Below are 14,068 nucleotides of genomic sequence, written 5' to 3' on the forward strand. Positions count from 1 at the left end.
CCCTCGTAGTTCTAAATACGGGGGAACAAGGTGTGGCTTATATCCCCATAGCTAAAGCTAGGGGTATTACGACACCTGTGATAACGCTTATAAAATAGGTTGTGTACTGCTCTGGAACAATCTGGTCCTGGTGGATTACACAGAAGGAGGCCTTGGGATTTCTTCTGATGGCGTCCAGCTTATGGCCGGATCTGGCGCAGTGGAAGTAGATCCGACCGCTGCCATATACGTAGCTGATGGGGAGGGCGTAGGGGTAGCCGCTGTCCCCTGCCAGAGCAAGCACGCCGGAGGTTCCGCGGTGCAGAACAGCCTCGGCCGCCTCCATGGACAGGGCTTGTTGTTTCCGGCGCATAGGTCGAAACATCAAAAACACCTCAATTACAGACGATCTCGCCAGGCCCGTCAGGACTGGACTGACTGCAATTTATCAGACAGACCGTAAAAAGTCAAGAGAGGGGGCGGGGCAATAAATGGAGCACAATCGTTTACTTTTCGAGAGAAATCCGTTATACTGTAAAAAACGGACAGGAGGAAGTCTTATTATGAGCCAGGAATGTCACTGCGGCTGCGGCCATTCCCACCACGATCATACCCATTCCCATGGGGAAGAGTGCGCCAGGCCCGCAGGGCCGCTGACCCCTGAGATGGAGGAATTTCTTCATCATCTGCGGCACCACCGGTTTTTGCCGGTGGCCCGTTTTCTGGTAGAGAGCAGCGTGGAGGAGGACTTTTCCGCTGTGGCCTTGGCCCCGGTGTATCTGCGCGGCCCAAAAGAGAACATGGACAGCGTCAAGGAGACGGGGGCCATGCTTACCGCCCTGGAGGAGATGGGCTACCTGACCTTGGACTATGGCTATGCGCTGTCCGGCTACCCATATACAGAGTATCGGACCAGTGCGCTGTACGATTATTTCCAGAAGACTGTGGAGGAGGCCAAAAGGATACCTGATTTTTTGGGGGATACCCCTGTCCTAGAGCTGGGCAGTATCGCCCCAGCGGAGCAGGAGCCTGGCTCCGCTGTTTGAACACTGGTTTATTCAGAACCTGTACCAGTCGCTTTAACAAAAATCTTTGCGTCCAAAATCACCGCTGGCCACATTAAAAAGTTTGAAATACACAACGTGTTCCTGGGGATTTTTTCCGTCTCCGGCAATTTTGTCTCGCAAATCTGTAGGTTTCAGCGAATGGTACAGCTTGTAAAAGTTTAAAGAAGGAAGAGGGAATGTTGGGATGATACAGCTGATTAAGCGCGGGACTGTAGTCACCGTGGACGCACAGCGGCGGATTTTGTGGGATGGAGCCATTGCGGTGGAGGACGGCCGCATCGCCGCCGTGGGGGACAGTGGAGCGCTGGAGGGACAGTATCCCCACGCGGACCGGGTAATAGACGCCGGCGGCAAGGTGATTTTCCCCGGCTTTATCGATAACCATACCCACCTGTTCCAGACGCTGCTGAAGGGCATCGGAGACGACATGGAGCTGACGGACTGGCTGTCCCACATGATGTTCCCCGCCGCCGTCTTCCTGGAGCCGGAGGACACCTATTACGCGGCCATGCTGGGCCTGTCTGAGGCGCTTCACAGCGGCGTCACCACTACGGTGGATTATATGCACTGCCACAGCAAGCCCGGCCTTACCGACGGCATCTGCCGGGCGGTGAAGGAGCTGGGGGTGCGGGGCATCGTGGGCCGGGGTACCATGGACACCGGCGTGGAGTACGGTACCTGCCCCGACCTGTGCGAGAAGGTGGAGGACGTGGAGGCCGACCTGCGCCGCCTGTTCAAGACCTATCACAACACAGAGAACGGCCGGCTGAAGATCTGGGCTGCGCCCTCCTCCATGTGGTCCAACTCCGACGAAATGCTGAACATGCAGTGGCGGGTGGTCAACGAATGCGGCGGCAGCTTTACGGTCCATGTCTCTGAGACGGAGTACGCCCGGATGGCTACCCAGTGGGTCCATGGCTGCAACGACGTGGATTTGCTGGAGAAGCTGGGCATTCTGGGCCCCAACGTGCTGGCGGTTCACTGCTGCTGGGTGAACGAGAAGGATATGGAGCTGATGCGAAGCCACGGTATCAAGGTGTCCCACGATGTATGCTCCAACATGTACCTGGCTGATGGAGTGGCCCCAGTGCCCCAGATGCTGAAAAAGGGCATCACTGTGGGCCTGGGCCTGGACGGCGCCGCCAGTAATAACGCCCAGGATATGATTGAATTGATGAAGCTGACCGCGCTCCAGCACAAAGTAAAGACTGGGGACCCCATGGCCATCACCGCCGAGAAGGTGCTGGAACTGGCCACCATTGACGGCGCCCGCTCCATTGGCATGGAGAATGAAATTGGCTCCATTGAGACGGGCAAGCGGGCGGATCTGGTCTTCTTTGACCCTGCCGCCAGCCAGAAGTCCACCCCAATGCATAATCCGGTGTCCACGCTGGTCTACTCCTCCGGCATGGAGAACATTACTGCCGTCATGGTGGATGGGGAGCTGGTGCTGGACCAGGGAAAGCTCACCCGTGCCAGCGACAAGGCCATTATCGCCAACGGCCAGCGGGCTGCGGAGGACCTGTGCCGCCGGGGCGGGATCTCCAACCGGCGGGAGGGCCACGTATGGGCCAGCTTTAAGGAAAAAGGACAGAGTAACGACGCCTGATAGGAAGTAAAATTGCGGTCTGGAAACATCCAGGCCGCAATTTTACTGATGGTTGGTTGCGCGTCTCGCAGGGTGCTTTTCTGAGGCTCTGAGACAAGGACCCCTGGCCTTACTTCCTACGAATCATTAGTTTTATAAAAACCGCAGCGATCAAAACAATCATCGTGAATATGCCGTAAACGAAAATACTTGTATACCATGGAGCTGATTGCATCGCGTACAGATCGGGATGTGTCTTGTAATCCCAGAATATATAGATTCCATGTCCAATGAAAACGCCCACAACCGATCCGATTATAGTATTCAGAACATGATTTACTTTTGTCCACATAACAAATTGCCTCCATTTCAGATTTGTTTGGAAGGTGACTGCCCGATAAATTAAAATTTTTGTGTCTAAGCCCTATAAACATGGCAGGCTTTATTTTATTTCGTTATAATATTTGTTTAATATTTGGGCTAAAATTTTTGGATTTTCATCATTTACAATATGCCCCGTATTTTGAATGATTTGTAATTTAGAACCTTGAATATGTGTGTGGAAATAATATGCAGATTTAATATTAGACCTGTCCTTTTTTCCGCAAATCAAAAGAGTGGGACATTTTATGCGGAGTACCAATTAGAACAAGTGATTTTACTTTATCGGGGAAATCCAATGTGTAATGTAATGCTAATATCCCCCCTAGCGAAATACCGCATAAGTTTATTTGTCCGTCGTGATTATTACAATATTCTTTAAATGAAGAATATAAATTATGATAACTAGCTTCTTTTCCGTTGAGAATTGAAGATAAGTTTGGACACAAAATCTCTTTATCGTGTTCCATATATGAAATTGTTTCATTCCAACTGGTTGACTTATGGCCCGAACCGTGTATCAAAATGAGTTCCATCCATTTTTCCTCTCAAAATTGAATTTGCCAAGTCAATTATAGCATACCCTGACTGTTGCATCAACATGTTTTTGTAGAAACTGCCGAAGCTGTAAAACTGCGGCACTTTTCTGAAAAGGAGACCGGGGCGCTCCACCCTTGCCTTCCCAGATAAACTGCGGTATACTGATGTATTATTTGCGGCGGTGCAGGGAGGTTTTTATGAAACAGGAGCGGGGATTCGCGAAATATTTTGTGACAGCTAAAGGGGAGCGGGCCATTTTGAGCGGCCACCCCTGGGTATATGACGGAGAGATAACGGAGATCCAGGGCGCCGGCGAAAACGGCGGCCTGGTGGACGTGGCCAGCAGGAAGGGGCGCTATCTGGGCACCGGCTTTCTCAGCGAGCAGTCCAGGATCCGGGTGCGGCTGATTTCCCGTAACGCCAATGACACCTTTGACGACGCCTTCTGGGCGCGGCGTGTGCGCTATGCCTGGGACTACCGAAAGACGGTGATGGGGCCGGATATTAGCTGCTGCCGGGTGATCTTTGGGGAGGCGGACGCCTTTCCTGGCCTGACGGTGGACCGATTTGGCGATGTACTGGTGACACAGACCCTGTCTCTGGGGATGGAGCGGCTGAAGCCGGTGCTCTTTCCTATCCTCGTCCGCGTCTTGAGGGAGGATGGACAGGAAATTCGGGGGATTTTTGAGCGCAACGACGTGTCAATCCGCGCCCATGAGGGGCTGGCGGAGGGGAAGGGATGGTTTTCTCTGGCGGAGTGCCCTAACCCGGGGCCGGCCCATGCAGTAATCACGGAAAACGGGATTGAATATCAGGTGGACATAGAGAACGGACAGAAGACTGGATTTTTTCTGGACCAGAAGTACAACCGGCAGGCGGTGGCCCGGCTGGCCAGGGGACGGCGGGTGCTGGACTGCTTTACCCACACCGGCTCCTTTGCCCTCAACGCCGCCAGGGGCGGGGCGGAGCACGTCACCGCCGTGGATGTATCCCAGGGGGCGGTGGAACTGGCCCAGGAGAACGCCCGGCGCAACGGCCTGGAGGAGAAGATGGACTTCCGCGCTGCCGACGTCTTCGACCTGCTGCCGGAGCTGGAGCGCTCCGGGGGACACCCCTATGATTTCATCATCCTGGACCCGCCCGCCTTCACCAAGAGCCGCAGGACCATTGAAAACGCGGCCCGGGGGTACAAGGAGATCAACTACCGGGCCATGAAGCTGCTGCCCAGAGGGGGTTATCTGGCCACGTGCTCCTGCTCCCACTTCATGGACGAGACGCGATTTGTCCAGATGCTCCAGGCCGCAGCGGCGGACACAGGGCGGGAGCTGCGGCAGATCGAGGCCCGGCAGCAGGCGCCGGACCACCCTATTTTGTGGAATGTGCCGGAGACCAACTATCTGAAATTCTACCTGTTCCAGGTGGTTTAAAAGGAGCGACCTATTATGGACTATTTTCATCTGTCGGCCAGCCGGGACCAGATCAACGCCATCAGCAATTTGGGTCTGGCACACCTGGGGGACGGAGTATATGAGCTGATGGTGCGCTCCTGGCTGTGCCTCCATGGGAAGGCCAGCGCCCAGAGCCTCCACCGGGCCACGGTGCGCTATGTGGCGGCGCCGGCCCAGGCCAGGGCGGTGGAGCGTATTCTGCCCCTGCTGACCGAGGAGGAGGGGGATGTGTACCGCCGGGGGCGGAATGTGAGCCCTCACTTTGTGCCACAGAAGGCCAGCCGGGGGGAGTACCAGGCCGCCACAGGACTGGAGGCCCTCTTCGGATGGCTCTACCTCCAGGGCCGGACTGACCGGCTCAACCAGCTGTTTTTAAAGATAATGGAGGAGGATACCCCATGCCGTTAGACGCCATCTGTCTCTCCGCCGTGGCGGAGGAGCTGCGCGCCGCTGTAGTGGGCGGTAAAATTGATAAAATCTATCAGCCCAGCCGGGACGAGGTGATCCTGGCGGTACGGGGGCCGGCGGGGAATGTCAGGCTGCTGCTGTCCGCCAGCCCCAGCCAGCCCAGAGCCCAGCTCACCCAGCTGCCCCGGGAAAACCCCAGTACGCCGCCTATGTTCTGTATGCTGCTGCGCAAGCACCTCACCGGCGGGCGCATCCTGTCCTTGGAGCAGCCGCCCATGGAGCGCCTGCTGGACTTTCATCTGGAGACCATTGACGAGCTGGGGGACCGGGTGGAGCGCCGCCTTGTCCTGGAGTGCATGGGCCGCCGGGCCAATCTGATCCTGCTGGACCAGGAGGGGCGCATTACCGACTGCCTGCGGCGGGTGGACGGGGATCTGTCCGCTAAGCGGCAGGTGTTGCCGGGGATGTTTTACCGCCTTCCTCCGCCTCCGGAAAGGATAAATCCTTTACAGTGTTTGCCAGAGGAGCGCCAGCGGGCGCTGGAGGATGCCTCCGGGATGCCGCTGGACAAGCTGCTGGTGGACCGGTTTTCCGGCCTGTCCCCCCTGGTGGCCCGGGAACTGGCCTTCCGGTCAGGGGAGGATCTGCCGGCCCTGGGGGCGGAGCTGGAACACCTGCTGGATAATGTAATGGAGAAACGCTTTACACCATATCTGCTGGTGCGGGACGAGAAGCCGGTGGACTTTACCTTTCTGCCCATTCTCCAGTACGGGCCGGAGACCGAGTGCCGCCGGTGGGAGAGCTTCTCCAAGCTGCTGGATGTCTACTATGAAACCAAAGATCAGGCGGAGCGGGTGCGCCAGCGGGGACAGGATCTGCTCAAGACAGTGACCAACGCCAGGGATCGGGTGCGGCGGAAGCTGGCCCTTCAGGCCAAGGAGCTGGCGGCTACGCTGGACCGGGAGCGGCTGCGGGAGCTGGGGGACATCATTACCTCCAATCTCCATGGGATGGCGAAGGGGCAGCGGGTGCTCCATGCGGTAGACTTCTACGACCCGGAGGGGAGAGAGGTGGACATTTCCCTGGACCCCCTGCGTACACCCCAACAGAATGCGGCGAAGTATTATAAGGACTACAACCGGGCCAAGACCGCTCAGCAGATGCTCACCCTTCAGATTGAAAAGGGAGAGGGGGAGCTGGAGTATTTAAACAGTGTGCTGGAGGCCCTCTCTTTGGCAGAGGGGGAGCGGGATTTGCAGGAGATCCGCCAGGAGCTGATTGACACCGGCTACCTGCGGCGGCAGAAGACCGCCGCCAAGCGGGAAAAGCGGGTAAGCGGAAAGCCAATGGAATTCCGATCCTCCTCCGGCCTGCGCATTTCGGTGGGCAAGAACAACAGCCAGAACGACCAGCTCACCGGCAAGCTGGCCCGCAAGGGAGATCTCTGGTTCCACACCCAGAAAATCCACGGCTCCCACGTCATCCTGTGGACGGATGGGGGGGAGGCGGACCTCCAGAGCATCCGGGAGGCGGCGGCGCTGGCCGCCTGGTTCTCCCAGGGGAGAGAGGGCAAAAAGGTGCCGGTGGACTATACGCCGGTGAAGTTTGTGAAAAAGCCGGGGGGCGCCCGGCCCGGCATGGTGGTGTACACCACCTATCAGACGGCCTATGTGGACCCGGACGGGGCGCTGGCCCGCAAGCTGCGAGTGAAATAGGGGGGAGAAGCGTGGAAGGATGCCGCATTTTAGTAGTAGAGGACGATCAGGACATCAACCGCCTGCTGTGTACCATTCTGGGCAACGCGGGGTATACCTGCCGCCCGGCCTTTTCCGGCAGCGAGGCGGAGCTGTGGGCGGGGCAGTACAGCTATGACCTGATTTTGCTGGATCTGATGCTCCCTGGCCTGACGGGGGAGGAGTTTATCCAGCGCCTGCGGAAGAAAAAGACCATGCCTGTCATTGTCCTGTCCGCCAAGGCGGGACTGGAGGACCGGGTGAACGTGCTCCGCCTGGGGGCAGACGACTTCATCCCCAAGCCCTTTGATAACGCCGAGGTGCTGGCCCGGGTGGAGGCCCAGCTGCGCCGGTACAAGGAGTTCTCCGGCGGCGGCAGCGGCAGTGTGCTGACGTACGGGGATCTGACTGTGGACCGGGAGAGCATTACCGTCACCGCGGGGGAGAAAGCAGTGCCCCTCACCGCCCGGGAGTTTGAGATTCTGGCCCTGCTGATCAGCCACCCCAAGAAGGTCTATACCCGGGAGCAGATTTACGAACAGGTGTGGGGCGGGGAGTATATGGGGGACGACAACACGGTAAACGTCCACATCTCCAACCTGCGCTCCAAGCTGGCCAAGGCCAATCCCAGGGAGTATATCAAGACCGTGTGGGGCATCGGCTTTAAAATGGCGGACTGAGGAGAATCCGTCAGACATCAGGTTTTAAACATTCTTAATCTTTGCTTTAGGATGGTTTGCAAACCGATGGCTATAATGGCACCATAGCAAAGGCAAAAAAACAGAAAGGTGGATGCCAGATGGCAGAATCGGTATTGGTAACCCGGGCGCTGACCAAGCAGTACGGCGGGACAGCGGCCCTGGCCCAGGCGGACATTACCATAGAGCAGGGGCAGATTTACGGCCTGGTGGGCCGGAACGGGGCGGGAAAGACCACTTTGATCCGGATGATTACCGCCCAGACCGCTCCCACATCGGGGGAGCTCTCCCTCTTCGGCGCGGAGGGGGAGCGGGCGCTGGCCAAGATGCGCAGCCGCATCGGCTCCATGGTGGAGACTCCCAGCTTTTACCCCTACCTCACCGCCCGGCAGAACTTGGAGTACTACCGTATCCAGCGGGGCATTCCCGGCCGGCGGACGGTGGACGAGGCGCTGGAGCAGGCGGGCCTGGCCGACACAGGGAAGAAGCTGTTCAAGCACTTCTCTTTGGGCATGAAGCAGCGGCTGGGCCTGGCCCTGGCGCTGATGAACCGGCCGGACTTTCTGGTGCTGGACGAGCCCATCAACGGCCTGGACCCGGAGGGCATTGTGGAGCTCCGCAATCTGCTGCTTCAGCTGAACCGGGAGCGCAAGACCACCATCCTTATCTCCAGCCACATCCTCACGGAGCTGGCCAACCTGGCCACGCACTTCGGCTTCATCGATCAGGGGCATATGCTGGAACAGTGTTCCGCCCAGGCGCTGGAGGAGCGGTGCCGGGCCTGCCTGGAGCTGCGGGTGGACGACCCGGCCAAAGCGGCCCGGGTGCTGGAGCAGGTTTTGGACATCCGGGACTTTGAGGTGCTCTCCGGCGGGATTATCCGGCTGTACAGCCATCTGGATCATCCGGAGCGGATCACCCGGGCGCTGGTGGAAAGCGGCGCGGCCGTGTACGGCCTGGACAGCCGGGGGGCCAACCTGGAGGATTACTTCCTGAGTCTGATTGGAGGGGTGCATCATGCGTAACTATTTTTCCGCGGAATGTTTCAAGGCGTTCCGGCGCAAGTATTTTTACATCGCCCTGGCGGTGTGTCTGGCGGGAGAGGGCCTGCTGCTGTGGAGCTACTGGTTTACCTACAGCCGGGGCAACGTACACATCAGCTTTCAAAGTACTGCGATTGAGCTGCTGCTGATGCTGTCTTTTGGCCTCTATGCCACAATTCTGCTGGGGGATGTGGTGTTCTCCGACCAGTACAAGTGGGGCACGTTGAAAAACGAGGTGTCCTACGGCGTATCCCGCAGTGTGATCTATCTGGGAAAGCTGCTGGCGGCGGGGCTGCTGTCGGTGGTGGCCTGCGGGGTGATGATGGGGTTCTATCTGGCGGGATGCTGGGTGCTCTTCCCCCACGGAGCGGGAGACGGCCTGTTCTTTCAAATGCTGGGCTACTGTCTGGCAGGGGCGCTTCCCCTATGGATCAGCGCCTTGGCGGTGATTATGGCCTGCTTCTTCAATATCAGAAGCTCTACCGTGGGCACCCTGCTGGCGGTGGGCATTCTCATGGTGCTGTCCAACATCATTCAGATTTTGGGCCTGCTGGTGAACGATGTCTTTTTGAAAATCTATGAGTATATGCCCACGGTAATCGTGGACAATCTGAAAAACATGGCCTTTGACTGGAGCTACGTGGGCCGGGCCTGGCTGGTAGGGGCTGTGTGGACTGTGGGCGCCGTGGCGGTGGGCCTGATGGGCTTCCACCGGTCGGAGATCCGGTAAAACCCGGGGCGGCAGAAGGGGGGAGCGTTTTGCTGAACTATATCAAGGCGGAGCTGTGGCGGATCTTTCACCAGCGGGGGATCTATCTTCTGGCGGCGGCGCTGTCCGGCGGAACGCTCCTGTTCTGCGCCGCGTTCCACAACGGCAGCTTCCAGGGGCTTGCCTCTGCGGTATGCGTGACTATGATTGTGGGGGTATTGGCGGCACCGGCCCTGGCCCAGATGGTGGACAGCTGCGCCATGGGGACGGCGAAGAATGAGCTCTCCTTCGGCCTGACCCGGGAGCGGATTTATCTGGGCAGGCTGTATACCAGCCTGCTGGTGGGGGCGGGGCTGAGCCTGCTCCTGGTGGGGCTGAGTCTGGGCGGGGGCTGGCTGCTGCTGCCCCACAGCGCCCGGGAAGAGGACTGGGTGGCGCTGCTGGTGGCGGGCTTCTGTATTGCGGCGGCCTTTCCGGTGTGGTGCGGGATGCTCTCGGCGTGTCATATGCTCAGTCTGTTCTTTCGGGGAAATGCGGGCTGGGTGGCGGCGTACTACCTGATGCTGCTCATAGGCGCGCCCGTGGTGATGCTGGCCGCCGTCTCCCTGCTGAACCAGCTGCCGGAGCAGGGGAGCGTGGTGCTCCAGGCGGTCATCGCGCCGGTGGTGCTGATGCTGCCGGGTGTAATATGCGGCCAGCTGAACTGGGAATATCAGGTGCTGTGCTGGGGCGTGGGCCTGTTCTGGCTGGCGGGGACCACCGTGCTGGGTCTGACAATTTTTCAGAAAATAGAACTTTAACACACCGGCGTACCTGAGTGCTCAGGTACGCCCTGTGCGCATATACAGGGAGGGTGAGACATGGGACTGAGGATACTGTGCGCGGCGCTGGCGCTGCTGTGCGGTGGGCTGTATCTGTGGAACTGGACGCTGCGGCGGAGCCTGAACAGCGCGGTGGAGCAGATGAAGACCCTGGAAGAGCAGGGGAGCCGGTCCAAGCTCCGCCTGGAGGTGCCCAACACCGCGGCGGAGGCGCTGCTGGACCAGATCAACCGCCTGCTGGAGCTGCGCCAGGCGGACCAGTCCCGGTGGCAGGGGCGGGAGCGGGAGCTGCGGCGGCAGATCGCCAACATCTCCCACGACCTGCGCACCCCTCTCACCTCCATTTTGGGCTATCTCCAGCTGCTGGAGGGGGAGGAGCTGCCCCTGGAGCGGCGGGCGGAGTATCTGGCCATTGTGGCGGGCCGGGCCAAGACCCTCCAGACGCTGATTACCAGCTTTTACGATCTCTCCCGGCTGGAGGGCGGGGAGTACCCCCTGGAGCGGCAGAAGGTGGACCTGCGGCCTGTGCTGTCCCAGCTGCTGGCCGCCTTCTACGGGGATTTTACCCAGGCCGGGTTTGAGGTGGAGGTGGAGCTGCCCGATATCCTGCCCCCGGTCCAGGCGGATCCCGGGGGTGTGCTGCGTATTTTTACCAATCTGCTGCGCAACGCCCTGGACCACGGGGCGGGACCGCTGGAGATCTGTCTGCGGCAGGAGGGGGAGCGGGTGGCCGCGGTCTTCGCCAACGCCGCCCCCGGCCTGGAGCCGGAGGACGTGCCCCAGGTATTCGACCGCTTTTTTACCGCGGACAAGATGCGCACCGGGCGGAATACCGGCCTGGGTCTGGCCATCGTCAAAACGCTGGCCCAGCAGATGGGCGGGGACGTGACCGCCCAAGGGGACGCAGCCCGGTTTGAACTGAAGATATTTTTTCCGTGCTGGCGGGAGTGGGACCGCCGGTAAAAAAGCGGACTGAAAAATTCCCTCAAAGGGGCCCATATTTCTTGACAAAACCCTGGAGAACTGATATCTTTTTCTGTGAGAAATAAGGCATATCAACGGGTTTTTGAACCGGATGGTCTTATATTCTGCGATATGAGCCCCCCGGCTCCACAGGCCGGGGCGGAATCAGAGACGGAAGGCCCGTGTATCTCTCTGTCCCGGCAGGGGAAGGGGAGGGCGTACATGGCTGGAGTCGGAGGAAAGGAAAGGTCATTGCTATGGTTAAAATCGTGAGAAAGAAGGTTCTCAACGCCAGCGTCACACTGCTGGAGGTCGAGGCCCCTATGATTGCCAAGAAGGCCCAGGCCGGACAGTTTATCATCCTGCGCCTGGACGAGGAGGGGGAGCGCATTCCTCTCACCATCGGAGGTTATGACCGGGAGAAGGGCACGATTACCATCATGTTCCAGAAAGTCGGCCTGACCACCGAGCTGCTGGGCGACCTGAACGAGGGGGATTACATCCGGGACTTTGTGGGTCCCCTGGGCCAGCCCACCCGGCCGGAGCTGGGCGAGGTCAAGCGGGTGTGCGTAGTCGGCGGCGGCGTGGGCTGCGCCATCGCCTATCCCCAGGCCAAGGCGCTCCACGAGGAGGGGATCGAGGTGGATGTCATCGCCGGCTTCCGCTCCAAGGACATTGTGATTCTGGAGGAGGAGTTCAAGGCCGCCTGTACCAATTTCTACCTGACCACGGACGACGGCACCTATGGGGAAAAGGGCTTTGTTACCGACAAGCTGAAGGCCCTCGTTGAGTCGGGGAAGCAGTACGACGCTGTCATCGCCATCGGCCCCGTACCCATGATGAAATTTGTGTGCAAGACCACGGAGCCCTACAACCTGCGCACACTGGTGAGCCTGAACCCCATTATGATCGACGGGACCGGCATGTGCGGCTGCTGCCGGGTCACCGTGGGCGGCGAGATGAAATTCGCCTGCGTGGACGGGCCCGACTTTGACGGCCACAAGGTGGACTTTGACGAGCTGATGAACCGCAACTCCGTCTACCGCGAGCGGGAGGCCAAGGAGAAGGAGCGCCACGAGTGCCGGATGGAGAAGCTGGGTAAGGAAATGATCCACTAAGGGGAGGTAGAGTAACATGCCGAATATGAGTATGACCAAAAATCCGATGCCGGAGCAGGATCCCAATGTCCGCAACCATAATTTTGAAGAGGTGGCCATGGGCTACACCGCCGAGATGGCCATGGATGAGGCCAAGCGGTGCCTGAACTGCAAAAATATGCCCTGCGTGGCGGGCTGCCCTGTGAATATCCGCATTCCTGAGTTTATCTCCAAGGTGGCCGAGGGAGACTTTCAGGCCGCCTATGAGGTGATCACCGATACCAACGCCCTGCCCTCTATCAGCGGCCGGGTGTGCCCCCAGGAGACCCAGTGCGAGTGCCGCTGTGTCCGGGGCATCAAGGGCGAGCCGGTGTCCATCGGCCGGCTGGAGCGCTTTGTGGCGGACTGGTACCGGGCCAACGTAAACGCCATGCCCAAGAAGCCGGAGCCCAACGGCATCAAGGTGGCGGTGGTGGGTTCTGGCCCCGCCAGCCTGACCTGCGCCAGCGACCTGGCCAAGAAGGGCTATCAGGTTTCTATCTTCGAGGCGTTCCACACCGCCGGCGGCGTGCTGGTGTACGGAATCCCCGAGTTCCGTCTTCCCAAGGCCATTGTGCAGAACGAGGTAGACAAGCTGGCCGCCCTGGGTGCCGACGTGGAGACGAACGTGGTGGTGGGCCGTACTTACACCATTGACGAGATGTTTGAGGACGGCTTCAAGGCCGTGTTTGTGGGCTCCGGCGCCGGCCTGCCCATGTTCATGGGCATCCCCGGCGAGGCGCTGGCCGGTGTATACTCCGCCAACGAATACCTGACCCGTGTCAACCTGATGAAGGCCTATCGGGAGGGGTATGACACCCCCATCAAGGACAGCAAGGCTGTGGCCGTGGTGGGCGGCGGCAATGTGGCCATGGACGCGGCCCGCTGCGCCAAGCGCCTGGGCGCCAAGGTGTACGTGGTCTACCGCCGGGACGAGGAGGCCATGCCTGCCCGCCGGGAGGAGATCCACCACGCCAAGGAGGAGGGCATTGAGTTCCTCTTCCTGAACAACCCGGTAAAAATTCTGGATGACGGCCACGGCAAGGTGCGTGCCATGGAGTGCGTGAAGATGGAGCTGGGCGAGCCCGACGCCTCCGGCCGCCGCCGCCCGGTAGAGGTGGCCGGCTCCAACTTCGAGCTGGAGGTGGACACGGTGATCATGTCTCTGGGCACCAGCCCCAACCCCCTGATCCGCTCCACCACCCCGGGCCTGGAGGCCAATAAAAAGGGCTGCCTGGTGGCCGACGAGGAGACTATGGCCACCAGCCGGGAGGGCGTCTACGCCGGCGGCGACGCGGTCACCGGCGCGGCGACAGTCATTCTGGCCATGGGTGCCGGCAAAAAGGCGGCGGAGGCCATGGACAAGTACCTTCAGGAGAAGTACAGCAAATAATCTAAGGCGTTAAAAAGCAGGAAAAACCTGACATGGGAGTTCCCATGTCAGGTTTTTTATCCGAGGGCGTTCGGAGCGATAGGAGGTGGCTGCGCTTGAAAGGAGGCGCGCTGTACGCCGTGTATTTCAGCCCTACCGGCGGAACCAGGCGCTGCGTCCGG

The 14,068-nt window shown here is 59.4% G+C and carries 14 protein-coding genes; 12 read left to right on the forward strand and 2 right to left on the reverse strand.

The features are described 5' to 3' along the window. Positions 1-37: 37 nt before the first annotated feature. On the reverse strand, positions 38-364 hold the full coding sequence (locus D1159_RS12695) for a pyridoxamine 5'-phosphate oxidase family protein (RefSeq protein WP_161846035.1): 327 nt from the start codon (positions 362-364) through the stop codon (positions 38-40). A 178-nt stretch (positions 365-542) separates the two neighbouring features. Between D1159_RS12695 and D1159_RS12700 the strand changes: the two genes are divergently transcribed. Beyond that, complete coding sequence (locus D1159_RS12700; RefSeq protein WP_161846036.1) at positions 543-1,025, forward strand: hypothetical protein; 483 nt, start codon at positions 543-545, stop codon at positions 1,023-1,025. Positions 1,026-1,230: 205 nt separating this feature from the next. Continuing rightward, a complete protein-coding gene (locus D1159_RS12705; RefSeq protein WP_161846037.1) occupies positions 1,231-2,655 on the forward strand; it encodes an amidohydrolase in 1,425 nt (474 codons plus the stop codon). Positions 2,656-3,218: 563 nt separating this feature from the next. On the opposite strand, the gene D1159_RS12710 is transcribed toward D1159_RS12705, so the two are convergent. Next, positions 3,219-3,551 (reverse strand): alpha/beta fold hydrolase, encoded by a 333-nt coding sequence (locus D1159_RS12710; RefSeq protein ID WP_243152272.1) that lies wholly within the window; start codon positions 3,549-3,551, stop codon positions 3,219-3,221. A gap of 201 nt (positions 3,552-3,752) precedes the next feature. Here D1159_RS12710 and D1159_RS12715 point away from each other — a divergent pair, with 201 nt between their 5' ends. From D1159_RS12715 to gltA, 10 genes are all read left to right on the forward strand, one after another. After that, positions 3,753-4,982 carry a class I SAM-dependent rRNA methyltransferase gene (locus tag D1159_RS12715; protein ID WP_161846038.1) on the forward strand — a complete coding sequence of 410 codons (1,230 nt, stop codon included), beginning with the start codon at positions 3,753-3,755 and terminating at the stop codon, positions 4,980-4,982. A 15-nt stretch (positions 4,983-4,997) separates the two neighbouring features. After that, positions 4,998-5,411, forward strand: a complete 414-nt coding sequence (locus D1159_RS12720; RefSeq protein WP_202621075.1) for a ribonuclease III domain-containing protein — start codon at positions 4,998-5,000, stop codon at positions 5,409-5,411. After that, the gene (locus D1159_RS12725; RefSeq protein ID WP_161846039.1) at positions 5,402-7,126 is read left to right on the forward strand and encodes an NFACT RNA binding domain-containing protein; all 1,725 of its coding nucleotides are present in this window, start codon (positions 5,402-5,404) and stop codon (positions 7,124-7,126) included. The genes D1159_RS12720 and D1159_RS12725 overlap by 10 nt, the downstream gene beginning before the upstream one ends. An 11-nt stretch (positions 7,127-7,137) precedes the next feature. Beyond that, entirely contained in the window at positions 7,138-7,824 is a 687-nt protein-coding gene (locus D1159_RS12730; RefSeq protein WP_161846040.1) for a response regulator transcription factor, read from the forward strand. A 119-nt stretch (positions 7,825-7,943) separates the two neighbouring features. Continuing rightward, entirely contained in the window at positions 7,944-8,867 is a 924-nt protein-coding gene (locus D1159_RS12735; RefSeq protein ID WP_161846041.1) for an ABC transporter ATP-binding protein, read from the forward strand. Next, complete coding sequence (locus tag D1159_RS12740) at positions 8,860-9,615, forward strand: ABC transporter permease (RefSeq protein WP_161846042.1); 756 nt, start codon at positions 8,860-8,862, stop codon at positions 9,613-9,615. Before D1159_RS12735 ends, D1159_RS12740 begins: the two co-directional genes overlap by 8 nt. A 29-nt stretch (positions 9,616-9,644) precedes the next feature. Beyond that, the gene (locus D1159_RS12745; RefSeq protein ID WP_161846043.1) at positions 9,645-10,394 is read left to right on the forward strand and encodes a hypothetical protein; all 750 of its coding nucleotides are present in this window, start codon (positions 9,645-9,647) and stop codon (positions 10,392-10,394) included. A gap of 60 nt (positions 10,395-10,454) precedes the next feature. After that, a complete protein-coding gene (locus tag D1159_RS12750) occupies positions 10,455-11,378 on the forward strand; it encodes a HAMP domain-containing sensor histidine kinase (protein WP_243152273.1) in 924 nt (307 codons plus the stop codon). Between the two features lie 257 nt (positions 11,379-11,635). Continuing rightward, a complete protein-coding gene (locus D1159_RS12755; protein WP_161846044.1) occupies positions 11,636-12,496 on the forward strand; it encodes a sulfide/dihydroorotate dehydrogenase-like FAD/NAD-binding protein in 861 nt (286 codons plus the stop codon). A 16-nt stretch (positions 12,497-12,512) separates the two neighbouring features. Further along, on the forward strand, positions 12,513-13,907 hold the full coding sequence (gene gltA, locus D1159_RS12760) for an NADPH-dependent glutamate synthase (protein WP_161846045.1): 1,395 nt from the start codon (positions 12,513-12,515) through the stop codon (positions 13,905-13,907). Positions 13,908-14,068 lie beyond the last annotated feature (161 nt).

Source organism: Pseudoflavonifractor sp. 524-17 (genome assembly GCF_009935845.1).
Classification (GTDB): domain Bacteria; phylum Bacillota; class Clostridia; order Oscillospirales; family Oscillospiraceae; genus Pseudoflavonifractor_A.